The 26,912-nt window shown below is 40.5% G+C and carries 20 protein-coding genes; 7 read left to right on the forward strand and 13 right to left on the reverse strand.

The annotated features are described in order from the left end of the window. Positions 1-109: 109 nt before the first annotated feature. Both ilvM and ilvG read right to left on the reverse strand, forming a co-directional pair. A complete protein-coding gene (gene ilvM, locus CXF93_RS15410; RefSeq protein WP_304442121.1) occupies positions 110-367 on the reverse strand; it encodes an acetolactate synthase 2 small subunit in 258 nt (85 codons plus the stop codon). Then, positions 354-2,012: an acetolactate synthase 2 catalytic subunit gene (gene ilvG / locus CXF93_RS15415; RefSeq protein WP_101063434.1), complete on the reverse strand. Its 1,659-nt coding sequence runs from the start codon at positions 2,010-2,012 to the stop codon at positions 354-356. The genes ilvM and ilvG overlap by 14 nt, the downstream gene beginning before the upstream one ends. A 499-nt stretch (positions 2,013-2,511) precedes the next feature. On the opposite strand from ilvG, the gene CXF93_RS15420 reads away from it, so the two are divergent. The 4 genes from CXF93_RS15420 (at position 2,512) to CXF93_RS15435 (ending at position 7,794) form a co-directional block, all read left to right on the forward strand. After that, positions 2,512-4,032, forward strand: coding sequence for a YifB family Mg chelatase-like AAA ATPase (locus CXF93_RS15420; protein ID WP_101063435.1), 1,521 nt, complete (start codon positions 2,512-2,514; stop codon positions 4,030-4,032). A gap of 72 nt (positions 4,033-4,104) precedes the next feature. Beyond that, positions 4,105-5,007, forward strand: coding sequence for an acyltransferase (locus CXF93_RS15425; RefSeq protein WP_101063436.1), 903 nt, complete (start codon positions 4,105-4,107; stop codon positions 5,005-5,007). Continuing rightward, positions 5,000-5,896, forward strand: a complete 897-nt coding sequence (locus CXF93_RS15430; RefSeq protein WP_101063437.1) for an acyltransferase — start codon at positions 5,000-5,002, stop codon at positions 5,894-5,896. Before CXF93_RS15425 ends, CXF93_RS15430 begins: the two co-directional genes overlap by 8 nt. 236 nt (positions 5,897-6,132) lie before the next feature. After that, positions 6,133-7,794: an AMP-binding protein gene (locus CXF93_RS15435; protein WP_101063438.1), complete on the forward strand. Its 1,662-nt coding sequence runs from the start codon at positions 6,133-6,135 to the stop codon at positions 7,792-7,794. A 93-nt stretch (positions 7,795-7,887) separates the two neighbouring features. Here the strand turns inward: CXF93_RS15435 and CXF93_RS15440 are convergent, their stop codons facing one another. The 7 genes from CXF93_RS15440 to CXF93_RS15470 all read right to left on the reverse strand — a co-directional run bounded on the left by CXF93_RS15440 (position 7,888) and on the right by CXF93_RS15470 (position 17,057). Further along, positions 7,888-8,514: a thiol:disulfide interchange protein DsbA/DsbL gene (locus tag CXF93_RS15440; protein ID WP_101063439.1), complete on the reverse strand. Its 627-nt coding sequence runs from the start codon at positions 8,512-8,514 to the stop codon at positions 7,888-7,890. 47 nt (positions 8,515-8,561) lie between these two features. Further along, positions 8,562-9,554 (reverse strand): serine/threonine protein kinase, encoded by a 993-nt coding sequence (locus tag CXF93_RS15445; RefSeq protein WP_101063440.1) that lies wholly within the window; start codon positions 9,552-9,554, stop codon positions 8,562-8,564. Positions 9,555-9,727: 173 nt separating this feature from the next. Continuing rightward, complete coding sequence (ccoG, locus tag CXF93_RS15450) at positions 9,728-11,134, reverse strand: cytochrome c oxidase accessory protein CcoG (RefSeq protein ID WP_101063441.1); 1,407 nt, start codon at positions 11,132-11,134, stop codon at positions 9,728-9,730. A gap of 315 nt (positions 11,135-11,449) precedes the next feature. After that, entirely contained in the window at positions 11,450-12,865 is a 1,416-nt protein-coding gene (locus CXF93_RS15455) for a PLP-dependent aminotransferase family protein (RefSeq protein WP_101063442.1), read from the reverse strand. Positions 12,866-13,034: 169 nt separating this feature from the next. Then, on the reverse strand, positions 13,035-15,188 hold the full coding sequence (locus CXF93_RS15460; protein WP_101063443.1) for an FAD-dependent oxidoreductase: 2,154 nt from the start codon (positions 15,186-15,188) through the stop codon (positions 13,035-13,037). 301 nt (positions 15,189-15,489) lie between these two features. Then, the gene (locus CXF93_RS15465) at positions 15,490-16,089 is read right to left on the reverse strand and encodes a Yip1 family protein (RefSeq protein WP_101063444.1); all 600 of its coding nucleotides are present in this window, start codon (positions 16,087-16,089) and stop codon (positions 15,490-15,492) included. A gap of 83 nt (positions 16,090-16,172) precedes the next feature. Further along, positions 16,173-17,057, reverse strand: a complete 885-nt coding sequence (locus CXF93_RS15470; protein WP_101063445.1) for a LysR family transcriptional regulator — start codon at positions 17,055-17,057, stop codon at positions 16,173-16,175. Between the two features lie 130 nt (positions 17,058-17,187). Between CXF93_RS15470 and CXF93_RS15475 the strand changes: the two genes are divergently transcribed. The 3 genes from CXF93_RS15475 to lysS all read left to right on the forward strand — a co-directional run bounded on the left by CXF93_RS15475 (position 17,188) and on the right by lysS (position 19,416). Further along, on the forward strand, positions 17,188-17,520 hold the full coding sequence (locus CXF93_RS15475; RefSeq protein WP_101063446.1) for a multidrug efflux SMR transporter: 333 nt from the start codon (positions 17,188-17,190) through the stop codon (positions 17,518-17,520). Next, on the forward strand, positions 17,510-17,845 hold the full coding sequence (locus CXF93_RS15480; RefSeq protein WP_232784236.1) for an SMR family transporter: 336 nt from the start codon (positions 17,510-17,512) through the stop codon (positions 17,843-17,845). The genes CXF93_RS15475 and CXF93_RS15480 overlap by 11 nt, the downstream gene beginning before the upstream one ends. A 62-nt stretch (positions 17,846-17,907) precedes the next feature. Continuing rightward, entirely contained in the window at positions 17,908-19,416 is a 1,509-nt protein-coding gene (lysS, locus tag CXF93_RS15485; RefSeq protein WP_101063448.1) for a lysine--tRNA ligase, read from the forward strand. Positions 19,417-19,498: 82 nt separating this feature from the next. On the opposite strand, the gene pdxY is transcribed toward lysS, so the two are convergent. The 4 genes from pdxY to cadC form a co-directional block, all read right to left on the reverse strand. Continuing rightward, positions 19,499-20,398, reverse strand: coding sequence for a pyridoxal kinase PdxY (gene pdxY / locus CXF93_RS15490; RefSeq protein ID WP_232784237.1), 900 nt, complete (start codon positions 20,396-20,398; stop codon positions 19,499-19,501). A gap of 70 nt (positions 20,399-20,468) precedes the next feature. Continuing rightward, positions 20,469-22,598 carry a lysine decarboxylase gene (gene cadA / locus CXF93_RS15495; protein ID WP_101063449.1) on the reverse strand — a complete coding sequence of 710 codons (2,130 nt, stop codon included), beginning with the start codon at positions 22,596-22,598 and terminating at the stop codon, positions 20,469-20,471. A gap of 103 nt (positions 22,599-22,701) precedes the next feature. Then, positions 22,702-24,027 (reverse strand): cadaverine/lysine antiporter, encoded by a 1,326-nt coding sequence (cadB, locus tag CXF93_RS15500; RefSeq protein WP_101063450.1) that lies wholly within the window; start codon positions 24,025-24,027, stop codon positions 22,702-22,704. 527 nt (positions 24,028-24,554) lie between these two features. Continuing rightward, on the reverse strand, positions 24,555-26,147 hold the full coding sequence (gene cadC, locus CXF93_RS15505; RefSeq protein WP_101063451.1) for a lysine decarboxylation/transport transcriptional activator CadC: 1,593 nt from the start codon (positions 26,145-26,147) through the stop codon (positions 24,555-24,557). Between the last annotated feature and the right edge of the window lie 765 nt (positions 26,148-26,912).

Genomic DNA, 26,912 nt, shown 5'->3' on the forward strand with positions numbered 1-26,912 from the left:
CTATAATTTTGTATTATTTTAAATAACGCCAGTACTTGCATCCTGCAATCTAATGCACCCCAGCGCTGTCAATTAAGTGTGATATTGCAGTCGTTTTATTGTAACCTTTCTATATTGTCGTAATGTACAGCACGCTTAACTTACTCACATCAAACAATTTATCTAACTGTTTATAGAGTAGATCAATACCGCGCTCACCAGATACTGTAACCGTAATCTTTATGCTATTGCAATCATTCATTTGTACCGAATTCATGCTACTAATACGAAAGCCGCGATGACGGATAACGCGTAATACCCGCTCTAAAATTTCCAGTGTGTTGGTGGCTTCAATCACCACTTCATGTACTTGTTTAACACTCATCATATTGCTCCAACATCTCACCGTTATTAACCCCAGGTGGCACTAATGGCCAGACATTTTCTTGCTCTGAAATTTGTACATGCAAGAAGTACGCACCCTTGCTAGCCAGCATACGGTCCATCGCTGGTTGCACTTGCTCTTTAACAACCACCGTTTCGCCGGGAATACCACATGCCGCCGCTAACGCCACAAAGTCCGGGTTATCGTCGAGAATAGTCTGCGATAAACGGCCATCAAAAAACAGCGTTTGCCATTGGCGTACCATACCGAGACGTTGATTATCGATGAGGACAATCTTCACCGGTAATTTAGCGCGATTAATCGTCGCTAACTCTTGAATGTTCATCATGATCGAACCGTCACCCGTCACCACAACAGGCATGGCATCGGGGCGTGCTAATGCAGCACCAACCGCCGCCGGTAAGCCAAAGCCCATAGTGCCAAAACCGGCACTGGATAATAAGTTTTCAGGTTGGCTAAAGGTCATGTGCTGTGCGGTCCACATTTGGTGTTGACCAACATCACAAGCAACCAGGTGATCTTCCGGTAAACTCGCCGATAATTGCTTGAGTAATAACGGTGCATAAATAGCAATGCCCGGATGGTCATAACGGAAAGCTGTTTCAACTTTCATTTCTAAGGTATGTAAACGCCAAGGAGCAATATCCAAGGTCATTTTTAACGCCGGTAGAATGAGTTTTAGATCTGTGGTGATGGCGACGTTAGCCACACGTAATTTATTGTGTTCACAAGCATCAATATCGAGATGGATGACTTTGGCATGTGGGGCAAACTCATCAAGTTTACCGGTGACGCGGTCATCAAAACGCGCGCCGACGGCAATCAATAAATCACTTTCTTGCACTGCTAAGTTAGCCGCTTTTAGGCCATGCATTCCCAACATGCCCAAATAATAAGGGTGTTCAGGATCGGCACTACCAATACCTTTTAAGGTACTGACCATAGGGATATCTAATGCGGCTGCTAATTCACGTAGTTCAGGTACTGCATTGGCCATGCCGACACCGCCGCCAATATACAATACTGGTTTTTTCGCCGCGTGTAATAACGCCCGTGCTGCAGCAACCTGCTCATCAACCAAGCCATCGAGTGGCGGTAGTTCAGCTAATTCTGATACCGTTTCACTCGCCATTACAGCCAGTTGAATATCTTTAGGGATATCGATTAATACGGGGCCAGGACGGCCACTCGTGGCAATGGTAAATGCTTCAGCAATAATGCGGTCTAAGTCATTTTGATCTTCAACCAAAAAACTGTGCTTAGTACACGATAACGTCATGCCAAGAATATCCACTTCTTGGAACGTATCGACACCGATTAACGCACTAGGCACTTGGCCAGTGAAGGCAACAACAGGAATCGAATCCGCCATTGCTTCCGCTAAACCTGTGACTAAGTTGGTTGCACCTGGACCCGAAGTCGCGATACATACACCTACTCTAGCGCCTGCACGTGCATAACCCAGCGCAGCCATGATCGCGCCTTGCTCATGTCGCGCTAATAAATGCGCCACACCACCATCATATAACGCATCGTACAATGGCATGATCGCGCCGCCAGGATAACCAAATACTTGGGTTACCCCCTGTTTACGCAAAGCATTTACAATAAACTCAGTTGCTTTCATTAATCTACATCCCTTTAAACATCATTCTTGTAAATAATTAAACGTCAGACAAAAAAAAACCCCGGTTATTTACCGAGGTTTTCTTATTGCTGGATTAAGCTTAGTTTCGCTTAGCAGTAAGTCCCCGGTGAGGTAATTTGATAATTACCACCAGAATGCTGACTACTATAATTAGACGCGAAGTAAACCCAAACATATAACTAATCCAACAACTCTAAATAATTTTGATAATTCATTATTAGCATGGTGAATTTATTTAAGCAAGCCTTTAACGGGGTATAAAATAACTCAAACAACCAAATAAACCCCGAGTGATAATACAAGGTATTGAATAATTAACCATATCCAGTTTAAAACTTCACACATGACAGACATCACAAAATAGACTGTGGCAAATCGGCCTTGCTTAAGGTTTTAAAATAATCCACCTAATTTAGTCGTGCTTGGTATTAATTACACTAGGGTTCAAACACCAGCATGAACTTAGCCAGGATAACCAATGAATTTAGCCGTGATTTACAGCCGTGCCATTTTAGGTATTAACGCCCCCTTAATCACCATAGAGGTACACATTAGTGAAGGTTTGCCCGGTTTTACTATTGTGGGTCTGCCCGAAACATCGGTCAAAGAAGCCAAAGATCGGGTACGCAGCGCCTTAATGAATTCTAATTTTGTGATGCCAGCAAAACGCATTACCGTCAACTTGGGCCCCGCCGATTTACCCAAAGAAGGCAGCCGTTATGACTTACCCATTGCCATCGCTATTTTAATCGCCTCACAACAGATCAATACCAGTCGACATCCACAATTAGAATTTATTGGTGAATTATCCTTATCCGGCCAACTGCGGGCCTGTCGCGGTACCATTCCCAGTATAATTGCCGGTAAAAAGGCCGGTCGCAGCAGTATTATTCCCACCGAAAATGGTCATGAAGCGGCACTTATCGACAACGCCAATTGTTTTACTGCAGCAGATTTACAGCAAGTATGTCAGCACATAAATGCAGAGCAGACACTGCCCATAGCTAAACGGGTGTTATCACTGGCGACCCCCACAGAAATACAACAGGACATGCAAGATATCATCGGCCAGCAAAGTGCTAAACGGGCGCTGGAGATCTGCGCAGCCGGCAGTCACAATCTGTTGTTGTTTGGTCCACCGGGCACAGGTAAAACTATGCTGGCGAGTCGCTTAATCAGCATTCAACCTGATATGACCGAGCAAGAAGCGTTAGAATGCGCGGCGATTAAGTCCATCAGTGGCAATGAGTTTGTCGCCCAAGACTGGTGCCGCCGGCCTTTTCGTACCCCCCACCACACCTGCTCGGCAGTTGCCTTGGTCGGTGGCGGTCGTAACCCGCGCCCAGGCGAAATAACCCTCGCGCATAACGGCGTACTGTTTTTGGATGAACTCCCCGAATATCAACGCAAGGCGCTCGACTCATTACGCGAACCGTTAGAAGCAGGACAGATCAGTATTTCCAGAGCCAATCAGCAAGTCGACTTCCCGGCTCGATTTCAGTTGATTGGTGCCCTCAACCCCTCGCCTTCAGGTTATTACGACAATAATAAATTCGGTGGTAATAGTAGCCAAGTGGCCAAATACTTAAGTAAATTATCCGGACCATTTTTAGACCGTTTCGACCTCACTATTGAAGTCCCGGCATTACCGAAAGGTAGCTTAACTGAACAAGGCCAACGTGGTGAAAGCAGCGATACCATTAAACAAAGAGTCAGTGCAGCACAAACTATCCAACGCCAACGGGGTAATAAATTAAATGACGCACTCAGTAGTAAAGAAATAGAATTACATTGCCCATTACAACATCAAGATGCAGTTTTTTTAGAGCTGGCGATAGATAAAATGGGCTTATCAACACGCGCATTCCATAAAATAATTAAGATCGCACGCACCATCGCAGATTTAAACAATTGTATAGATATCAATAAATCCCATTTACTGGAAGCACTTTCTTATCGCGCCATGGACCGTTTGTTACAACAAATAAATGTGGGATAAGGGCATTTTTTGTTTGGCATAACGTGATGATAGTTTTATCATTTCAGATTTTCATCACACCAAGGCCATATTATGCTCTCGATATTCACGCAAAAGGTTGCTGGCGCCATTGCATTCCTCTGTTATCTTTTCAATACTATCTTTTGGTTAATACCAATTCTGATACTGTCTTTTTTGAAAACGCTGCTACCTTTTAGCGCCACCCAAAAAGCATTAAGCCAGTTACTCGATGGTTGTGCGTCTAATTGGATTTTGGTCAATGGCCTAACCCAAAAATTAATTGGCAATCCTGATATTCAAGTTAATGGTATAGAAGAGTTATCGCTGAATAAATGGTACATGGTTATTTCAAATCACCAAACTTGGGTCGATATCTTAGTCTTACAACGGGTGTTAAATGGCAAGATCCCATTTCTAAAATTCTTCTTAAAAAAAGAACTGATCTTTGTGCCATTTTTAGGTTTGGCCTGGTGGGCGCTCGACTTTCCTTTCATGAAACGTTACAGCAAACAATTTTTAGCGAAGAACCCACACATGCGTGGTAAAGACATTGAAACAACAAAAAAAGCCTGTGCTAAATTTAAGCATAAGCCTGTTAGTGTGATGAATTTTGTTGAAGGCACTCGTTTTACTCAACATAAACATACTCAACAAGCATCGACTTTTAACCATTTATTAAAACCTAAAGCAGGTGGTATCGCCTTTGCCCTCGATGCGATGAATGGCCAACTCGACACCTTAGTTAATGTCACGATTTACTATCCGCAAGGTATCCCCACTTTTTGGCAGTTTATTAGCGGCCAAGTACAGCAGATCCAAGTGCAAGTGACTACCCACGACATTAGCAGCGATTACATCGGTGATTATCTCAATGATAAAGCCTTTCAAGCTGAGTTCCAGCAATGGATAAATGCATTATGGGTAAATAAAGACCAAGCATTAGCGCAACTGAAGCAGGCATCATTAAATGATTAATTTTCTACCTTCGTTCGTATTAATGCTTATCAGTACTACATTAGTGGTTATTAATATTATTTGCTCATTAACGTTAATCACCCTGACTGGTTTGATTAAATTAGTACTACCTTTTACGCCGGTACAGCAAGCCACACGTAAGAGCGCTGATATGCTTCTACATATGTGGGCAGACATAAATTCTTGGATGATCAAACTGATTAATAAAGTCGAATGGGATGTTGAAATACAGGGCGAATTAAGCAAAGACAATTGGTATTTGTTGATTGCCAATCATCACAGCTGGGCTGATATTGTCATTCTCTTTACCGTGTTTGCCAACAAAATCTCACTACCAAAATTTTTCGTCAAACAAGCGATCTTATTCGTGCCGTTTGTGGGTAGTGCTTGCTGGGCATTAGATATGCCATTCATGAAACGTTACAGCAAACAAACGCTGGCCAAAAAGCCGCACTTAAAAGGTAAAGATTTACAGAGTGCCCGTCAAGCGTGTGCCAAAGCTAAACTATCACCGACAACCATAGTTAACTTTGCCGAAGGCACGCGTTTTACGCCAGACAAGCAACAACAGACAAATTCGCCTTACCGTTATTTACTACCGCCAAAATCAGGTGGCATTGCGCTAGCACTCGCATCCATGGGCAACACCTTTGAGCAGATATTAAATGTCACCATTATCTACCCCGATAATCTCAATTCCCCGTTCAAAGATTTACTCCAAGGTAAATTAAAGCGAATTGTCATTCGCGTTGAAACAATAACCATCACCCCAGACTTGCAAGGTGACTATGAGAATGATGCGACGTTTAAACACAATTTCCAACAATGGGTGACAATTCTTTGGCAACGAAAAGAACAACTAATAGCAACCTATTACCAACAAAAATAGCAATAACACCGACAAGATTAAGATTTTAAATTTGTGCGCCAGTTCATTTTATTTTTTAAAACACCCCATAAAATAACGCTTTAGGGGTATAAAAAGAGAGAAACACTGGCATAAATAGAGTCATCATTCTAAAACGACATTAACATCTCACTTTTACTTTAATCTTAAACGAAACAAGGTGTAACATGCTATAACTGTTAATGCATTGTTGCATTACTCTTTTTTCGGGACCACACATGAGCACATTAGCACCAAATTTAAACACACCTCTCGATGCCTTATTACACTGGGAAAAGCATCGTGCCAATGAGGTATATTTACGCCAGCCTATTAATGGGACATTTCACGAGTTCACTTGGTCGCAAGTGGCAGACCAAACCAAGCGTATTGCTCAAGCACTACAATCACTGGGATTAGCTCCGGGTGATAAAATAGCGATCCTAGCAAAAAATAGCGCCGAATGGTTTATTAACGATTTAGCAATCATGTACGCGGGTTATATCAGCGTGCCAATTTATTCAACAGCAAACGCTAAAACCATTAACTATGTACTCGAACACAGTGAAGCGAAAGTATTGTTTGTTGGTAAGTTGGATAATTATCAAAGTTTAGAAGGCAAGCTGCCTGCTGACGTAATTACTATCAGCTACCCATATGAGACTCTGACTTGCCAATACAAATGGAATGACTTGCTGGAACAGCATCAGCCATTAGCAACACCTGCACATATCAATTTAGACGACTTGATGTCCATTATTTACACATCGGGTAGTACCGGTAATCCAAAAGGCGTAATGATCACGTTTGCGGCATTCAAATCTGCATCACAAAACATTATCACTAGCTTAGGCTTTGTTGCGGGCGACAGACTACTGTCTTATTTACCACTGGCACACATTACTGAACGTGTTTATATTGAAGGTAGCAGTATTTATGCTGGTGAAGGTGTGGTGTCTTTTGTTGAATCACTTGATACCTTTGTAAGCAATATCCAATCTGTAGAACCGACATTGTTTATTTCTGTGCCACGTCTATGGACTCGCTTCCAAATGGGTGTTTTACAAAAAATGCCGGCACACAAACTTAACTTCCTACTAAAGATCCCATTCGTTAATGGTTTAGTGAGAGCGAAGATTAAACGTGGCCTAGGTTTACACCATGCGCGTATGCTTGGTTGTGGTTCAGCAGCTGTATCACCGGCATTATTAAAATGGTATGAGCGTCTTGGTTTAAATATTACCGAAGCATGGGGCATGACAGAAAACCTGGCTTACGGCACGTTAAACCACCCGTTTAATCCACAAAAAATCGGCACGATTGGTAAGCCTGGTAAAGGTGTTGACCTTAAAATTTCAGAGATCGGTGAAATCTTAGTAAAAGGTGATGGCCTGATGACGGGTTATTACAAAGATGAAGCACAAACCAAAGAATCATTCGATGAAGAAGGTTATTTCAAAACGGGTGATAAAGGCGAGATCGACGCTAACGGTTATGTGAAAATTACTGGCCGAGTAAAAGATATCTTCAAAACGTCAAAAGGTAAGTACGTCACACCAGTGCCTATTGAATGTAAATTTGGTGAAAACCCTAATATTGAGCAAATCTGTATTACCGGCACAGCCTTAACACAGCCAGTTGCATTAGTGGTGCTATCACCAGAAGCGCGTGAACAAGGTAAAGAAGTGATGACAAGCAACCTTGAAGAAACACGTCAGCACATTAATAAGTCGTTAGAATCACACGCACGCATTGGTCATATCATTGTATTAAAAGATGAGTGGACAGTGGATAATGGTTTATTAACACCGACGTTGAAATTTAAGCGCCATGAATTAGAAAGTCGCTTTAAACCTTTCTACGAAGAAGATCATAAAGATAAGATTGTTTGGGAACAGTAACCTAACAGTATTATTTAGATAAACAAAAGGACGCAATTGCGTCCTTTTTTAATAGCTATGATTACCTAAATGAACAAGGTAAGTCTAAGAAAATTAATTCGTTTTAGCTGCTAGATATTTAATCAGAGCGGCTAGTTTAACGTTAAATTCTTCACCACGCGCCTTAATGCTACCCATGTTAATTTGGTATTTGTCGTTAACGATCAGCGCGGGTACACCACGGATATTATTTGAAGCAGTATTTTTATCCATACGCGCTACTTTACCGTTAACAGCAAAACTATTTACTGCGGCATCAAATTTCTTACCGTCGATACCAGCATCTGTAAATACAGTGCGGATATCATCACGACCAGTGAATCGACGTTTTTGATCATGGATCGCTGAGAAAATTGCCGATGACATTTCATGCTCAACATTTAATAGCTCTGCAGTCGCAAATGCTTTTTGCATTTCGATACCCATTTCACGACCAATAAAAGCAACGTGATTTTTTTCTACTTTAATATCACTACCTTCAAGACGTTTAGTCACGTCAGTCATAATCGGTTCGAATTTATTACAGTGTGGGCAAAAATACGAAAAGTACTCAGCAACTTGTGGTTTTGATGTTGCCTGCTCAGAGATAACATCATAATGCACGCCTTCTTTAAACTGTGCTGCATTGGCAAACGGTAAAAATAGCATTGCGGTGATCAATATAAATAATTTCTTCATCATTTTCCTTCCTGAAAATTTAAATTAAACATAATTAACTGTACAAAAAATTAGTAATTAGGAATGAGAGATAACGGCGGTTTTTGCATATTATCAATCTGTTCTTGTAAAAAACCGACCTGTTGTTGCCAAAATTGCTCGTCAGTAAACCACGAGAAGTGACGATTAAAAGCAGGATCATGCCAACGTTTAGCGATCCAACCCATATAATTCATCATGCGCATACCGCGTAATGGCTCAATTAACCTTAGCTGCTTAGCGTCAAAGGAACAAAATTCCTCATAACCTTCAAGCATCACTTCCAATTGTAATAATTGTTCATGACGTTCGCCATGTAGCATCATCCATAAGTCTTGTACTGCAGGTCCTTGACGGCAATCATCAAAGTCCAATAGTGTCACCTTATTATCACGCCACAAAATATTACCAGCATGCAAATCGCCATGTAAGCGAATTAACTGCTTATCATCCGGCTTATATTGCAACGAAATTTCTTTGGCGAGGGCATCATAAACATTAAAAAAAGACGTTTCTAAATGTGCAGGTACAAAGTTATGTTGTTGTAATATCAACTTCGGTGCTTGTACAAATTCTGCAATCGATAATGTTGGTCGATGCACAAATGATTGCTGGCTGGCTAACTGATGAACGCGACCTAAGTTACGCCCGACAGACTCCAAAGCATCGAGGTTATCCACTTCAATAGGACGACCACCGACACTCGGGAAAATAGCTAAGCGGTAACCTTGATAAATGAATAAACTACGACCATCAAATTGTAACGGCGCAACTACATCAATTTCAGCTAACTTTAACTGTAGAGAAAAATCATGCTCTTCTTGGATCTGTTCATCACTCCAACGTGCAGGGCGATAGAACTTAACCACAAAGCGTTGACGATCTTCATCTAGAAATTGAAACACCCGATTTTCATAGCTGTTTAATTCCAACAATCCTGAATCAACACGGATACCGATAGACTCTATCGCATCCAACATGAAATCAGGGGAAAGCAAACTGTAATCAGTAGGCAGGTCTGTCATTGTTATTTCCTAAAAAACTACTCTCTATCTATTAATCTCTATATCCAAATCACCGTTATAAACCAATAACAGATCTTAGATTGGATACAATAATAGCAAGCCCAGTGATACTGAGCTTGCTATTTACTTTAACTTACATTGATTATAAAGCTATTTATAGTTACTGACTGACACTATAACTGGCTGATAAAACGACTTTGTTGAGTAAAGACATAATGTTCATTACCTTGTTCAGTGATGACAAAGTTGATTTTTAGCACTGGTTGTTTCAGGTCATACGGGTCGATAGCTAAACTCACTGGCTGTACTAACAACTCACCCGGCAACACTTCAATTTCACGTGGACCAAACCATTCATGATCAGGTACATCGGTAACCGACAAGTTGTACTTCTGGGTAAATGATGTTTTGTTTATAATTTTCAATGTATAAGTATTTTCAATATTACCGTCAGAATTTTCACGATAGAGTGCGTTTCGATCGCGGATGATATCCATTTGCACCGGTGAAATACTCACCACACTAACGGCAAACATCACCGTCATCAACGTCATTATCACGCCATAAGCTATTAACTTAAAACGGCTTTTTTCATGCGGTTTATTGTTTAATTCATTTTCAGAAGTATAACGGATCAAGCCTTTTGGATAGTTCATGCGTTCCATTGTTTGATCGCACGCATCAATACAAGCGCCACAGTTAATGCACTCATATTGCAGGCCATCACGAATATCAATACCGGCTGGACATACCTGAACACATAAATTACAGTCGATACAATCACCTAAGCCTTTGGCTTTATGATCGGTTTTACGTGAACGTGGACCACGTGACTCGCCACGATTAAAATCATAACCAACAATTAAAGTATCAGTATCAAACATTGCCGATTGGAAACGAGCATACGGGCACATGTGGGTACACATGATGCTACGCATCCAACCTGCATTACCGTAAGTACAAAATGCAAAAAACAGTACCCAGAAATACACTAGGCTACTGGCTTGCAGAGTAAAGAAATCGCTGTACAGCTCAAAGATAGGCACGAAATAAGCCATGAATGCCAGACCGGTAAATACCGAAAAGCTTAACCATGCGCTATGTTTAAGTGCTTTCTTTTTTACTTTATCAGCAGTTATAGGACCTTGGTTTAACTTCAAACGTTTATTGGCTGAACCTTCAATTTTCTCTTCAAACCAAATAAAGATAAAGGTCCAGATAGTTTGTGGGCACATAAAGCCACACCAAACTCGGCCTAAATAAGCAGTGATGAAAAATAACGCGAAGGCACCGACGATCAGCAATAAGGCTAATAGCATCAGGTCTTGAGGGAAAATAGTTAAAGCAAAGATATGGATACGCTGTTCAGCGATATTTAATAAGATCGCCTGATGGCCATCCCACTGGAACAAAGGTAATGCTAAAAACAGCACCATAAAAAACCAACCCATGTACTTTCTCAATCGCTGAAATACACCTGTCATATTGCGGACATAGATATGATTATCGGCGCCGACATTGGTATATTTAGGTTTAACTTTAGGGGTTACATCTTTTATATTTATGCGTTCTTCAGACATTATATGCTCCTTATTTTTATATCTTCAATTATATCAAAGAAGCATTAGATAAGTCTTTATTATCATCTGACTTATCTAATGCTTATTAATTTAATCAAACACTTATCACAATCGCAAAACTTGCAGACAGAGTTACCAGCAAGTTGACATAGCGCTAATCCAATCATCTCTTAATGGATATAATTATTTAATGCATTAGCGGGGCTATTGAAACATAAATCAGGCGTATTAGCATAGTACAGATCAGTACTAAACTACCCTATAACAGATGCTTTAGTTATAACAGAAACTAGAACAGTTTAACTGCATTACTGATTATCCGACACATTCTGCTAACGTAATCAGCGCTTGGCGTATTTTATCCGTGAGTAAATAGGAACAATTGATTCGCATACAGTTTTTATACTTATTATCACTGGCAAACAAGGTACCAGGGGCGATACTGATATTGTGCTGATCTAATAAAGTATGCAGCAATTCACCGGTGTTTATATGTTCTGGTAGCACTAACCATAAGAAGTAACCGCCACTCGGTCTGGTGATCTTGGTTTCGGCTGGGAAGTATTGTTCAATGGCATGTTGCATCTGTTGCTGGCGTGATTTTAACTGTCGTCTTAATTGGCGTAAGTGAATATCATAGCGACCATGTAATACAAATTCAGCAATCGCGAGTTGGTTAGGTACCGCCGCAGAAAGCGTGGTCATCAATTGCAATTGTTCGATTTGTTTGGCATAACGCCCTGCCACTACCCAGCCCACTCTAAAACCAGGTGCTAAGCATTTTGAAAAGGAGGAACAATGGAGTACCAAACCTTGTTCATCATACGCTTTGATCGGTTGCGGTTTTTGTTCTGAGAAATACAGTTCACTGTAAACATCATCCTCAAGTAACGGGATTTGTGCTTTAGCTAGCACTTCAAGAAGGGCTAGCTTATTTTCTTCCGGCATAGATGAGCCCAGCGGGTTTTGGTATTTACTCATTAACCAACAGGCTTTAATATCATGATGCTGCACCGCATGTTGCAACGCATCAACCGACATACCAAATTGTGGATCTGTGGTAATTTCAATAGCTTTAAGCTGCAAGCGTTCAACCGTTTGCAACACCCCATAAAAAGCCGGTGATTCAATCGCCACTGTATCACCTGGTTTTGTCACAGCCATCAGACTCAAGCCTAATGACTCCATCGCACCAGAAGTGATGACGATATCATCAATAGACACATCGATACCGTCACGAATATAGCGTTGAGCTATCGCACGCCTTAACGCGACACTGCCCGGTGGTAACTCTGTGACAGCACTGAGAGCAGGCATGGTTTTGATGGTTTTAGCTAACGCTTGGCCTAATTGTTTTAACGGAAATAGTTCAGGATCGGGAAAAGCAGAACCCAGCGGCACAATATCTACGCGTTTACAGGCTTTCAGCACTTCAAAAACATGCTCATTGATCTTAATCGCGCGATTAGTGAGTTGCGGAATGGTTTGTTGAGGGATAGCAAGACGATTGAGATGGGCGACAACAAAATAGCCAGAGCGTGGTTTCGCATAAACCCAGCCTTCAGCCTCTAACAACTCATAGGCTTTTAATACCGTCATCGGGCTGATGTGTTGTATTTTACTCATTTTACGAATAGAAGGAATACGCTCGCCAGGTAGCCATATTCGCTGTTCGATCTGTAATTGAATTTCAGCCGCTACGCCATGGTAGCGACTTTTTTGTAACAGCATCAATATCTACCTAGGCTTATCGGAATAAGAAGTACCGAAATGAAAATAAAGCGAACAAGAGAGCCCACAATAAAAATTAACTGCGAACGATTATATACGATATTTTCAGGACTATTCTATTTTCTCACCATAGTGACAGATATCCTGACATAGCTAAAAAATTACCCTATTAAGCTTTACGCATATAACGATGGAACTTCGCTACCCAGGCTAATAACTTCTCAGGGCTGTTATTGCGTTTCCAATTACCCGCCACATACTTATTGGCTTCACTCATGGTTGGATACGGATGAATAGTCCCTAGCACTTTATTTAAGCCTAGTTTGTATTTCATTGCTAAGGTGTATTCTGCCAATAACTCACCGGCATGACTGGCGACAATCGTCACACCTAAGATCTTATCGCTATTACCAGCGGTGATCACTTTAACAAAACCTTTGGTCTCACTATCTGTGATCGCCCTATCTAAATCATCTATGTCATATTTAGTCACCTGATAATCTAGCTGTGCCTGTTGCGCTTCATTTTCACTAATACCAACTCGTGCGAGTTCAGGATAAGTATAAGTCACCGCGGGGATCACACGATAATCGGTGGCAAATTTTTTCACCGAGCCAAATAAGGCATTTACCGCCGCGAACCAAGCTTGGTGTGCTGCGACATGGGTAAGTTGATAAGGCCCAGAAACATCACCAACAGCATAGATATTAGGGATTGAGGTTTGTTGGTAGTCATTTATCTCAATAAGACCGCGCTCAGTGATAGCGACATCAAGTGCTTCCAAACCAAAACCACGAATATTAGCCTGACGCCCCAAGGCTAAGAATACTTGGTCAAATACAACTGAATCACCATTCGCTAGTACCGCACTGTATTGGCCATCTTCGCTGACAAAACTTGCTACTTTATTACCGAGTAAAATGTTAACACCATCTGCCAACAATTCGGCTTGCACTACCGCAACGGCGTCTGCATCTTCGCGTCCCAATAATTGGCTAGCCATTTCAACTTGCGTCACTGTCGAACCTAAGCGGGCAAAGCTTTGGGCTATTTCACAACCAATAGGCCCACCGCCTAATACTAATAACCGCGCCGGTTGCTCAGTTAACTGCCACAAAGTATCCGACGTTAAATAAGGCACATCAGTTAATCCGGGAATAGGCGGTACAATAGGACGCGCTCCCGTAGCCACGACAATATTTTTAGTCGTTAATACCTGTTCGTCAATCTGCACGCGCCAAGGATCGATAATTTTAGCTTCTGCAGTTAAGCACTCAACACCCATCGCCGAATAACGCGCAATCGAGTCATGCGGCTCTATCGTCTTAATAACCTGCTGAATACGTCCCATCACCTTTTCAAAATTGATGGTTTTAATCTCGGCATCAACCCCAAATTCATTGGAACGGCCAATTTCTGCAACCGCATGGGCGCTACGGATCAATGCTTTAGAAGGCACGCAGCCGGTATTTAAACAATCTCCACCCATACGGTGTTTTTCAACTAAGGTTACTTTTGATTTCACTGCGGCAGCGATATAGGCACTGACTAAGCCGCCAGCGCCGGCACCAATGACTATCATGTTACGATCAAATGATTTTGGTTTAGTCCAACGCGAATAGCGTTTACGCTGACTAAATAGTGCTAACCCTCGTTTAGCGACCCAAGGGAAAATACCCAATAGCGCTAATGCACTGAGTAATGATGGTGATGCAATACCAGATAAGCTATTAATTTCACTTAATTTAGTCCCAGCCCAAACATAGACAGCGGTGCCAGCTAACATACCGACTTGGCTCACGAGATAAAAACTACGGGTGCTAATCTTGGTCAACCCCATCAAAATATTAATTAAAAAGAACGGGAAAACCGGGATTAAACGTAACGAAAATAAATAAAAGTCACCTTCCTTTTCCACACCTTTGTTAATCGCATCAAGTCTGGCCCCAAATTTCTTTTGCACATAATCTCTTAATAGATAACGGCTCACCAGAAAGGCCAGCGTAGCACCAATAGAGCTAGCGAAAGAAATCAGCAGCAAGCCATAACCAAAACCAAACAAGCCGCCGCCTAATAGCGTCAGCAATACCGCTCCTGGTAATGAGAAGCCGGTGATCACGACATAACTAACAAAAAAGATCAGCATCGCCAAAGAGCGGTGCTCAGCAATATAGTCACCAGACGTTTGTTGTAATGTTTTAATTTGCTCTAACGAAGCGTACTGGTTTAAATCAAACCCGTACCACAACGTAAATACGGTAATTATTACTGCGATAATAATTTTCTTACTATGCGATTTTTGTTCTTTATCATTAATAGCCATCTGGCACCTATCCTTGCACTCATCAATAACGCGATCTAACTGTAAGCCTAACCTTGAATCATCACGAAAGTCTCACGACAATCTATTATTTCTATCTTCATGTTAAGTTTCACACAGTTAAATCACACTAATTGATCTTCGAGCGTTAAGCTACTTGGAAGGGTGCATTTTGCGGGCAAGTACTTGGTAAATATTAAATTTGGGAGTTTTCGGGAGTTGAACGTAATGATGTTAAATAAAAAACAGCGATATAGGATTAGCCTATATCGCTGCTGAAAAATACTTAATATTGTTAGTCGGATTAAATTACAAACTGTGGACCTAATCCAAAGCTCCACATCACCACAGTAAAGCCCATTGATGCGACAAATAATACCAGCCCAACAGTCAATAATGACGAGGCATAAATGAATCCCCGTTCTTCAGTAATATGCATAATCACTGGCACCCCAGTGTAAAGCGCGCGCACCGAAAATGCGACGCCAACTAATAGTGCCAGCATTATCACCCAAGCCACAGGAATGAGAGCGGCAATACCAGTAATAAAGATAGGTGCAGCAGTATATGTGGTTAACTCTAACGCTTGGGTAAAACTAGACGATGAACCAAAATTACCCGCCATCCATTGTACAAAAATTGCAAATGTCGTCACCAGCATAATACTCACTATGACCATAGCAACAGCCATGATCGTCGCGCTTGAAGAAGATAAATAAGTTGTTTCTCCAACACCAAGCTTCCAACCTGTTACTGTTGCGGTATACCAGGCTGATGCAGCCGGTATTAAAGCAAAGAACAGCAGACTCACAACCACGGATAATAAAGACTCATGGTGGGTATCAATATCAATCCATTCGTCCTTGGGCTGTACGTATAAACCCCATAAGTGTTTTACTAACATAAGTCGATCCCTTAATGTAAGATGATGACTTAAGTATTATCGAATATATTGAGATTGCCAGTGACGCTGCTAACAATTAGTAATTAGTGTGACTCAGTAATCAAGTAGTGTTCAATTTGCTCTGCAATCCAATCTGTCACTGCGCCACGACAAAAGTCTACTCCGGTAATTTCGCCATAGATTTCCCAGCTCATCGACTTTTTATAACGAAGTACTTTAAGTGTTTCATTTCTAAGTTGTTCAGTGATCAGAGGTGCAGGCACTTTGGCCCAACCAACGCCATTACATACCGCGTCACGTAAATATTCATAAAATGTTAAGCCGATATAACGATGACTGATTGAGGCTTCAACAGTCAATAAGCCATCCATATAAGCCAAGACAACTTCAGTATATAACGCTAAATCATTACTGGTTAAACGGTTGCCAATAGTATGTAATGGATGATCCGCAGCGGCGACGGCCATCATCCTAAGCTGACCCAATTCACTGCGTACATGCCGTTGATAATCATGAGTATCCGTGATCATGCCGTAAGCAATATCAACTTTGTTATTCTCCACATAAGCGATTAATTCTGGCGTCGGAGCTGCATACATGGATAACGATGTTTGTGGAAATTTCTTCTCTATTTGACTAATAAGTTGATTCCAGAATTTCTCCGGTAAGGCATCATCTCGGGCAATACGTAATGCCAACTCAGCCCCAGCTAAATGATGTGCACATTTAGCATGTACCCCCTGAGAAAGATGGAATATACGCTGGCAATCAGCAACGATATTTTCACCGATGTGGCTTAACTCAATTTTATTACCGCTGCGTAATAACAAGTTCACGCCTAACTCATCTTCAAGCGCAAGCAGTGCTGCGCTGACTGTAGAACGGCTTTTACCAAGTTGTATTGCCGCTTCAGAAATAGATCCAGTTTTAACCGCTAATAGAAACATCTCAATTTGTATTAATCTCATAACAACCCTTAGTGATGAAATAAACGACGCTGAGCGATTACACCTTTTTAATAACTGGCGATACACTGAACCCCATAGTAATTAAATAACACATTAATTACAGTATTATTAATACAAATAGGGATTTTATATGTATCACAGCATGATGCTGTTTTTTGCCATTATTGCCGAAGTAGCGGGCACTATTTCAATGCGATATTCAGCTGAAAACAACCCCGTGACGGGCACGGTAGCGATGATCATATTAATAGGGATATCCTACTTTTTATTATCTAAGGCCATACAAAAAATTCCATTAGGAGTGGCTTACGCAATTTGGGAAGGGGTTGGGATCTTACTCATCACAATAATAAGTAATTATCTTTTTGATGAAATGATCACCCCAGCTAAAATTTTCGGTGTTGGTTTGATCGTCGCTGGACTTATCTTTATTAACACAGATGAAGGACACGATGATGAATAATGCAGAACTCATACACATCCTATTTTTGTGTTTTTCCATATTGTTGGATATCACTGCGAATTATTTTTTAAAACTATCGGATGGTTTTAAAAATAAATTACCAGGCGTATTAGCAATCTTGCTGGTTGCCGCGGCATTCATCAGTCTAGGCCAAGCAGTACAGTCAATCCAATTATCGATTGCCTATGCGACTTGGGGCGCTGGCGGTATTATTGGCACCCTGTTGGTCGATAAGTATATGTTTGGCGCAACGATAGGACGTCGCAGTCAAATAGGTGTACCACTGTTAATTTCAGGCATTGTGGTCCTGCAATTTTCACACTAAACGTAATCATTTACTCAACAACAAATCATATGAATTAATATATTAAAGATAAGAGGCTATATATGTCGGAAACAATCCAAAATCCAGAAATCGATTTTCAAAGTGAAGTTGAACAACGTCACCACAAGTTAGCCGAGCTACAAAAGCAAGGTAACGCCTTCCCAAACACATTCCGTCGAGATTCAATTTCTAACGACTTATTGAGCACTTATGGTGACAAATCGACTGATGAATTAGCTGCGCTAAAGGTAACCGTTAAAGTTGCTGGCCGTATCATGACTCGTCGTATTATGGGTAAAGCGAGCTTTGTGACACTCCAGGATATGGGTGGTAAAATCCAACTATATGTAAGCCGCGATAACTTGCCAGAAAACTTCTACAATGAACAATTTAAAAAATGGGACATTGGCGATATTGTTGGTGCTGAAGGTTACTTATTTAAGACTCAGACTGGCGAACTTAGCTTAAAAATAAACAACCTCGAGTTATTAACCAAAGCATTACGTCCGCTACCGAATAAATTTCACGGTCTAGCGGAGCAAGAAACTCGTTACCGTCAACGCTATCTAGATCTGATCGCCAACGACGACGCGCGTAAAACATTTATGATCCGCTCGCAAGTCATTGCCGGTATTCGAAACTACTTGCTTAAAGATGGCTTCATGGAAGTAGAAACACCTATGATGCAGGTTATACCAGGGGGGGCTTCTGCGCGTCCATTCATCACTAAGCATAATGCATTAGATATGGATATGTATCTACGTGTATCGCCAGAGTTGTACCTGAAACGCTTAGTTGTAGGTGGCTTTGAGCGCGTGTTCGAAATTAACCGAAACTTCCGTAACGAAGGTATTTCAACACGTCACAATCCTGAATTTACGATGCTTGAGTTCTATATGGCCTATGCTGACTACAAAGATCAAATGGCGCTAACAGAAGGCATGCTACGAACCTTATCACTCGATATCTTAGGTTCAACACTAGTACCTTACGGTGATGATGTTTACGATTTCGGTAAAGAGTTCGATAAAATTTCAATGATCGACTCAGTCTTGAAATACAACCCGAGTATTAGCGCTGAGCAATTAGCAACCATGGAAGGTGCAACAGCGGTAGCACAAGGGCTGGGCATAAAACTACAGGCTAATTGGGGTCGTGGTCGTGTGATCACTGAAATATTCGAAGAAACTGTAGAAGAAAAATTGATCCAGCCAACCTTCATTACTGAATATCCAGCGGAAGTTTCACCGTTAGCACGCAGTAATGATAACGACAACTTCATTACTGACCGTTTTGAATTCTTTATCGGTGGCCGTGAAATTGCAAATGGTTACTCAGAGTTAAATGACTCTGCAGACCAAGATCAACGTTTCCGCGACCAAGTTACCGCAATGGATGCCGGAGATGATGAAGCAATGTTCCACGATGCTGACTTTATCACAGCGTTGGAACACGGCTTACCACCAACAGCAGGTCAAGGTATCGGTATCGATCGTTTGGTCATGCTATTCACTAATAGCCATACTATTCGTGACGTGATCCTGTTCCCAACATTACGCCCGCAAAACTAATCTTATTAGCTTAAGTAATCGTCAATAAAAAAGGGTAACCATTATATGGTTACCCTTTTATTTAACTTATTTTTGAATAATGTCACTTTAACAGTTTAGCGTACAGCTCCACTTGCGGCTCTGCAATTTGTTGTTGCGCTGAAATTAACTGCAGCTCATAACAACCTTGTTCGAAAGTCTGTTTGAGTACGGCATCAACGGCTGCATTAGTTAACTCAAAAGCATGGACAGGGCTATGACCCGCCAACAAATTTGCTAACATCACGCCACTAATTAAATCACCTACACCGACTGGTTGACGGATAAAATCATACAAAGGACGAGTAATGTGGAAGTAACCATCCGCCGTTGCCAACAACATTTCAAACTTACTTGCTGTTATACCCGCTTTACTCAAATGCTTAACTAGTACAAGCTTTACGCCTTGCCCTAACAACATAGAACAGGCTTGTTTAACCTGCTCTATATTATCGATTTTCATATCAGCTAGTGTTTCTAACTCAAGTAGATTAGGTGCAATGACATCTGCTTTTGGCAATGCATGATATTTAAAAAAATCCATCACTTCAGGTACCACAATGCAGCCCTTTTCAGGATGTCCCATTACCGGATCACAAAAATATAAGGCATCAGCGTTATGCTGCTTCACTTGTTCTACTGCATAAAGCACTTCCTTGCCTTGTGTGGCAGAACCTAGGTAGCCACTTAAAACAGCATCACAGCTTGATAAACTGTCAATATTTACTAAACCATCAACTAAATTCTTAATCTGATCAACAGGCATCACCATCCCTTGCCAACCTTGCTGATATTGGGTGTGGTTAGAAAACTGCACCGTGTTAATCGGCCACACTTCAATCCCCATTCTACGCATAGGAAAAACCACCGCGCTATTACCAGCGCAGCCAAATACAACATGAGATTGAATAGACAAGATAGACTTCATAAATAATACCCCAACAAGAAATAAAAAAGAGGGCATTAAGCCCCCTCTTTGGTTGAATCATAAATAAGATTAATTTATAGATTAAATAGCTAAATGCAACCTAATCTTATTTTAAAACTTTAACCGTATAACTACCATCTTCTTGAGGATATAAACCGTGAATATCAGTTTCAAAACCTGGGAACTCAGAACCGATTTCACATAGCATTTCCAAGAAATCTAATACTGGTCGTGATGTTTCAGTGATCATTTCACCTGGTAATACAAGTGGCACACCAGGAGGATAAGGTAGGATCATGTTAGCATTAACACGATTGACCATCTCGTTTAGCTTCACCTCTTCAGTGTGACCACGTAGCTCTTGTTGCCAAGCCGCATTCGGCGTTATTTTCAATTCAGGTAATACATCAAACGCTTTAAACATTAGCTCAGGCAATTTGAATTTCTTCATCATGTCATGAATACCTTGAGCTAGGTCTTGGATAGGCATACCTTCATAGAATTTTGGATCTTCAGCATATAGTGTAGGGATGAAGTTTTTCACTGTTAAGTTTAGATCAAAACCACGCTTGAACTCAGTTAATGCGCGTAATAGTGCCAATGACTTAGCTTTATCGATACCAATTGAAAATAGGAACAATAAGTTATATGGACCAGTTTTCTCTACAACGACACCACGTTCGTCAAGGAACTTAGCAACCAATGACGCCGGAATACCGCTGTCGGCTAAGTTGTCACCTGCCATTCCAGGCGTTAACAACGTAACTTTAATTGGATCTAAGTACATGTGGTCAGTATCGATGTCTTTAAAACCATGCCAAGTGTCTTTTGGATCTAGATTCCAACATTCCGTTGTTTCAATATCTTCTGGTTGCCATACATCAAAGAACCAGCCTTCAGTTTCTTTATCTAGACGCTTAACTTCTTTACGGAAACGAATCGCACGATCGATAGAATCTTGCATTAGTTTCTTACCAGTATTACCACGCATCATCGCCGCTGCTGTTTCTGTTGATGCGACAATAGAATACTGTGGCGACGTTGATGTATGCATCATATAAGCTTCATTGAATGTTTCTTTATCAATCTCGCCTTTAATATGGATCATAGATGATTGTGAGAATGCCGCTAATAGTTTATGGGTAGATTGTGTTTCATAGAACACTTTACCCGGCATAGCCTCACCACTCATTCCGCACTTACCTTCATAGATGTTGTTGAAGTTAGTGTAAGGTACCCAAGCACTATCGAAGTGGATGAATTTAGTATCCAATGTTTCTTTAATATATTGAGTGTTATATAGCAGGCCATCATAAGTAGAGTTAGTCACTACCGCATAGTTTGGCATAACAGCATTTGGCGTTGCAGCTACTTTAGCTTCGATCACTTCACGACTGAATTCACTTTGTGGAATACCACCTAAAATACCATACGCGTTACGAGTAGGACGGAAATAGATCGGCGTGATGTCACTCATCATTAATAAGTGAGTCAGCGATTTATGACAGTTACGGTCGATAAGTACCGTGCTACCAGATGGCGCAGAGAACATACCTACAATCTTATTCGCAGTAGATGTTCCGTTAGTCACGATGTAAGAGTGATCAGCGTTGAATGTTTTCGCAATGTACTCTTCTGCTTCTTGGTGTGGACCAGAATGATCAAGTAATGAGCCAAGCTCCGGCATCGATACTGATACGTCAGCTTTAAATGCATTTGGACCATAGAAATCATAGAAGATACTACCTGCTGGACTACGTTGGAATGCCGTACCGCCCATATGACCAGGAGTACAGAAAGTATATTTACCTTCTTCAACATAGTTAAATAATGCTTTCGTAAAAGGAGGCATTAATTCATCTTTATATTTTTCAATCGCTTGGTTAATTTTCAACGCGATATCATCGCCCATGCCTAGTGCATATTCGAAGAAAGATACGTTTAGACGCAGTTCTGTTAATGATACATCGAGCGCTGATTGCTCATTAGCAAAAGTAAATACCGGTAATTTTTCATTTAACGCATTAATTTGTTCACAAAGGGTCAATGGGTATTTGTCCCAATCAAAGATAGCGCCACAGATACGTGGGTTCATTTCGATCATTTTAATCAGGTCTTTGTCATCAACAGGATAAACGACCTGATAACCAGCTTTTTCTAAAGAAGCGTGTAATTGACGAATCGGTTCTTCTTTAAAGAACACGCCCATGTGGTTTAAGATAGCAATAATGTTCATTTCAAGATCTCCAAGACGAATAAGGGCGCTCGCTATCATTTGATAGAGATTAGCGAGCGCCTGAAATTAATTAAAAAGGGATTACTAAAATTGATTATTCAGATTAAGCAGTTGCGGCTACCGCAGCAGGTTGAGTTTGAGAAAGACCTTTCTTCTTGCCGTAGAAAACAAGAATGATAAGCGAGACCAGGAAAGTACCGGTTAATGCAGAGCTTTCTGCACCCGCTAGGGCGATAAGACAAAATACACAAGCAATACCCGAGAAGAACATCACGAATATATTACGTGTAGTCATGCTTTCTAAACGGATTAAGTTAACGCTTGAATAGAAGTAAGGCAGCATAGTAAGCAGTACTGCAATTGTGGTTAGCTGATTAAATAAGTCGCCGGTATTTGATGAACCACTGAACATAGTGATGAAGGCCATCAAGAACGTCATCTTGATTGACGCCAGAACCAAACCTTTCTTAGCAACACCTGATTTGTCAGTTTCACCATAAACAGCGGGGAAGTTACCATCGGCAGCAGCACGTTTACCGGCTTCACCAACCAGCATCATCCATGAACCTAACGATGTGAAACAAGCTAGAGCAGTAAATGCGGCAACAAATGGTGCTGACCAACTACCAAAAATAGACGTAGTTGCAAGGGCAAAAGGTGCTCCAGAAGCAGCTACTTCAGCAGCAGGGAACATACCAGCGATAACTTGTGTAGATAAGATATAGATAACACCAGCTAATGTGGTGCCGAGCATTGTTGCTAACGGTACTGTACGTTTAGGGTTTTTAACCATACCCGAAGACACAGCTGCAGATTCAACACCAACGAATGACCATAAACAAATAAGCACCGCGCTAATAATTGCACTTGAATCACTACCTGATGAAACATTCCAGTTTTGACTGTAAACCGTGGTATCAAAATGTGCCCAGCCGACTGTAGCAGTACCGATAACAGGAATAAGAATAAGGACAAGACCTAATGTACATAGACGGCTAACCCAAGTACCACCGAGCAAGTTGATGAAAGTGAATATCCATACCGACGCAATAGTTGCGATAGCAGCTGGAATAGGACTTGCTAAAACAGGGAAGAATACGGAAAGATAAGAAACACCTGTAATAGCAATAGCTAAGTTACCAATCCAGTTGGCATGGTAATACAACACACCCGTTTGAAAACCAAGTACTGGTGCAACATCACCAGCATAACCAATAGGTCCGCCCTCTTGTGGGTCTTTCGTCGATAAACGCGCAAATACAAAGGCTAAACTCAGCGCACCAACCAAACAGATTATCCAGCTAAATATAGATACCGAACCGACAGCCGCCAAAGAGGACGGTAACAATGCGATACCACTGCCCATCATGTTGCCGGCAACAACACCAGTACAGGCAATTAAGCCAATTTTTTTTGTATTAGATGACATCTCATTTCCCAAATTTTATCAAGTAGAGCAATATGCTCAGTAAGCAAATCAGTGATTAAGTGGTGATATTGCCGAGATAAAAAATGAGTCTCAGCAGGCCACCTGAATTTATAAGGGCAGGTTACGCCGAATGAGAGAGGAAAAAATAAAGGTAAAATGAACAATAAAATCATTAGAAAATTACACGAGGTTTATATATTCGTTATAATTAAATTAAAATTAAACATTTAAAAACAGAGCCTTATAAAATTTTAAATAAAGTCGGTTTATATTTTTGAAAAAAGTATATTTATAAAGATTAAATACGACGCTTATTAACCAAACGCCTACTTATCGGTACATGGCGAGTAGCAAAATCTGTAGGTTCGCAGTGTTTATATACAGAGTTACAGCAACAGAAAGGTAACATTGGCAGTGAGGATTGTGAGATATAAATAACGGTAACGAATAATAGTGAATAGCTGCATGCCAATCGCTATATCGTAGATACAAAAAAGCCCCTGACAAGCAGAGGCTAAAAAATTAACTTATATTAGTTTGATAGAACTAGGGTTCATTGCTCTATACATACATATAGCAATTGTCTCAAGATTACTATGGAACGCAAGATTAGAACTTAACTGGTAAGTCTCAATAGAAGTATCAATATAAAAAGCTTGAGTATAAGCATCACCAGCACTATCAAGATTGCCACTTAATTCAGCTAACTTGCCAACGATAATATAATATATCGATGAGCGGCGATTTTCTCCCGCCAATGTAATCAAGTTATTTGCTTTTAGCTCATCCCCTTGCAATAAAGCCTGCAATGCCAATGCTTCATATTCTCTTGCAGCTAATGTCTTATTACCGATGTACGCATCGTTTTCTAATAGATCTGCACTCGAACGTTTAATTTCATTTACAAATTCATCAGATAACAGTAATGATGACAAAACATTATAAGCAATATAACGTTCCGCAAGTACTAATCCATTATTTGGGTTCACAGCTAGAATATCTTCAAACAAGTCAATTCCCTGCTTAAATGATTTAGGGTCAACTTGGTTAGTATAATGATTAGCAATAATTAATTTGGTTAACAAATCCTGATCTTTAGGTAAATCCTGCATGACATAATCAAGTTGTTTTGGCGTCGGGTTAATTCTTAATGCAGCCATGAGTTCTGATGATGCTTTATGCAAACTTTCATACATCTCATCTCCAGATATTAAATATTGCTTACTGAATATAACGCGATTCGATGCGTTGTTACGATAATTAATGTCTAAATATGACTGCCCTTGTTGCTTATCAATTCTGACACTGACTAATTTCCCCGGTAATATGCCCGTGGTAAAATCTGTTTTCTTTAACTGCACACGATAATCACTGAGAGTTAACACATCATTCATTAATTTTTGGCTAATACCATCAGCAAGATACTCACTGGTAACATCTGAATTCTGACTAGCGAAATATTTAAATTCAATAACTTGCGTATCTAGCGATCTCGTTATCTCGGGCTTAGTTTGCACATAGGTACAAAGAGTAATAATACAGATTAATACTGACAATAAGAAACCATCAAATAGTTGTAATTTATAACGCTGTAAGAAAGTAAGTTTAGTATTCGATTTAGCTTCTTCGGCTGCAGCATGCTTAGAAATATGGGTAACGGCACGCGTTAACGGTCCAGCGGGAAATACAGTGATAGCTTGTTCACAATCCAACTCTATATCTATACCTATACTTTTCTTATCATCAATAGCATCCACATTTTTAGATTCTATGATCAATATACGTGCATCATCACAAGTTAATTCGATAGTATCTGCGACTAACCTATAACCGCGTTTAGGAACCGTAGCGATAAATCGTTCGCAATCAACACGACCATCTTTTAATATTTTTCGCAGCTCAAAAATAGACTGTGTGACCACTTGGTCACTAACAATAGCACCATCCCAAATATGCTCAATCAGCTCTTCACGCCCAAAAACTTCATTTGGCGACTGGGCTATAAAGGACAATAAATTAACCAGACGGGGTTCAACTGTTACTTCTCTTCCTTGTCGGTACAGTTTATTTTCTTCAACAATCAATATCCAATTACTGATTTGAAAACATAAACCATTCATAAAATATTCCAACATTTAATATTATTAACGCAAGGTATCACAATTCTATTTTTCAACCAACATCGTAAAAGTGAGTACTAACAATCGATAACTACAACGTTTAAAGCATGATTTATCCTCATAATACCAGCAGTAAAACGGCGACTAACACTCCTTTTTCATCAGCTTAACGCATTGTCGAATAGTGTGACATAGATCGCTAAAAAGCCTATATTAGGGCATTATATCTAATGTTACATATTCTGATTAATCACCATTTTTAGAACTTAGATCAATAATAATATTAAAATAGTAACCAAAAAATAGAGGTTTATAACCTCTAAAGCTCCTCTCTTAATTGTGACAGTCTTTTTAACCTTTGAATTTCAGATATAAAAAAAGCCTGAATCGTAAGATTCAGGCTTTTTTATTCTTGGTGTATAGATGGGATTTGAACCTGTGCCGCCTTCACCAGTGTGACGTAACGTTTTTGATGAATAACCTACAACTGTATACTATTCATAAAAGCCAACTCTCACACAATCAGTGTTTCTGAATGCCTGAATTTCAGGCATAAAAAAACCTGAATCATTGATTCAGGTTTCTTTATTAGTTGGCAAAGGGAAAGTGGACGACTTCTTACAACTGCAACTCGCGTCCCCCGGCGTGACTGGCCGCTTGTCTTTTTATAGAGAGTCTGGCCAACTGAACGACCACTCTGCACAATCTTTTTTGTTTATACCCCTGAATTTCAGGTACAAAAAAAGCCTTAATCTTTCGATTCAG

This window comes from Moritella sp. Urea-trap-13, from assembly GCF_002836355.1.
Classification (GTDB): domain Bacteria; phylum Pseudomonadota; class Gammaproteobacteria; order Enterobacterales; family Moritellaceae; genus Moritella.

Bases quoted from the DNA above. Each gene is read 5' to 3' on its own strand.
- ilvM (WP_304442121.1), bottom strand. From the start codon at position 367: ATGATGAGTGTTAAACAAGTACATGAAGTGGTGATTGAAGCCACCAAC.
- ilvG (WP_101063434.1), bottom strand. From the start codon at position 2,012: ATGAAAGCAACTGAGTTTATTGTAAATGCTTTGCGTAAACAGGGGGTA.
- CXF93_RS15420 (WP_101063435.1), top strand. From the start codon at position 2,512: ATGAATTTAGCCGTGATTTACAGCCGTGCCATTTTAGGTATTAACGCC.
- CXF93_RS15425 (WP_101063436.1), top strand. From the start codon at position 4,105: ATGCTCTCGATATTCACGCAAAAGGTTGCTGGCGCCATTGCATTCCTC.
- CXF93_RS15430 (WP_101063437.1), top strand. From the start codon at position 5,000: ATGATTAATTTTCTACCTTCGTTCGTATTAATGCTTATCAGTACTACA.
- CXF93_RS15435 (WP_101063438.1), top strand. From the start codon at position 6,133: ATGAGCACATTAGCACCAAATTTAAACACACCTCTCGATGCCTTATTA.
- CXF93_RS15440 (WP_101063439.1), bottom strand. From the start codon at position 8,514: ATGATGAAGAAATTATTTATATTGATCACCGCAATGCTATTTTTACCG.
- CXF93_RS15445 (WP_101063440.1), bottom strand. From the start codon at position 9,554: ATGACAGACCTGCCTACTGATTACAGTTTGCTTTCCCCTGATTTCATG.
- ccoG (WP_101063441.1), bottom strand. From the start codon at position 11,134: ATGTCTGAAGAACGCATAAATATAAAAGATGTAACCCCTAAAGTTAAA.
- CXF93_RS15455 (WP_101063442.1), bottom strand. From the start codon at position 12,865: ATGCTGTTACAAAAAAGTCGCTACCATGGCGTAGCGGCTGAAATTCAA.
- CXF93_RS15460 (WP_101063443.1), bottom strand. From the start codon at position 15,188: ATGGCTATTAATGATAAAGAACAAAAATCGCATAGTAAGAAAATTATT.
- CXF93_RS15465 (WP_101063444.1), bottom strand. From the start codon at position 16,089: ATGTTAGTAAAACACTTATGGGGTTTATACGTACAGCCCAAGGACGAA.
- CXF93_RS15470 (WP_101063445.1), bottom strand. From the start codon at position 17,057: ATGAGATTAATACAAATTGAGATGTTTCTATTAGCGGTTAAAACTGGA.
- CXF93_RS15475 (WP_101063446.1), top strand. From the start codon at position 17,188: ATGTATCACAGCATGATGCTGTTTTTTGCCATTATTGCCGAAGTAGCG.
- CXF93_RS15480 (WP_232784236.1), top strand. From the start codon at position 17,510: ATGATGAATAATGCAGAACTCATACACATCCTATTTTTGTGTTTTTCC.
- lysS (WP_101063448.1), top strand. From the start codon at position 17,908: ATGTCGGAAACAATCCAAAATCCAGAAATCGATTTTCAAAGTGAAGTT.
- pdxY (WP_232784237.1), bottom strand. From the start codon at position 20,398: ATGCCCTCTTTTTTATTTCTTGTTGGGGTATTATTTATGAAGTCTATC.
- cadA (WP_101063449.1), bottom strand. From the start codon at position 22,598: ATGAACATTATTGCTATCTTAAACCACATGGGCGTGTTCTTTAAAGAA.
- cadB (WP_101063450.1), bottom strand. From the start codon at position 24,027: ATGTCATCTAATACAAAAAAAATTGGCTTAATTGCCTGTACTGGTGTT.
- cadC (WP_101063451.1), bottom strand. From the start codon at position 26,147: ATGAATGGTTTATGTTTTCAAATCAGTAATTGGATATTGATTGTTGAA.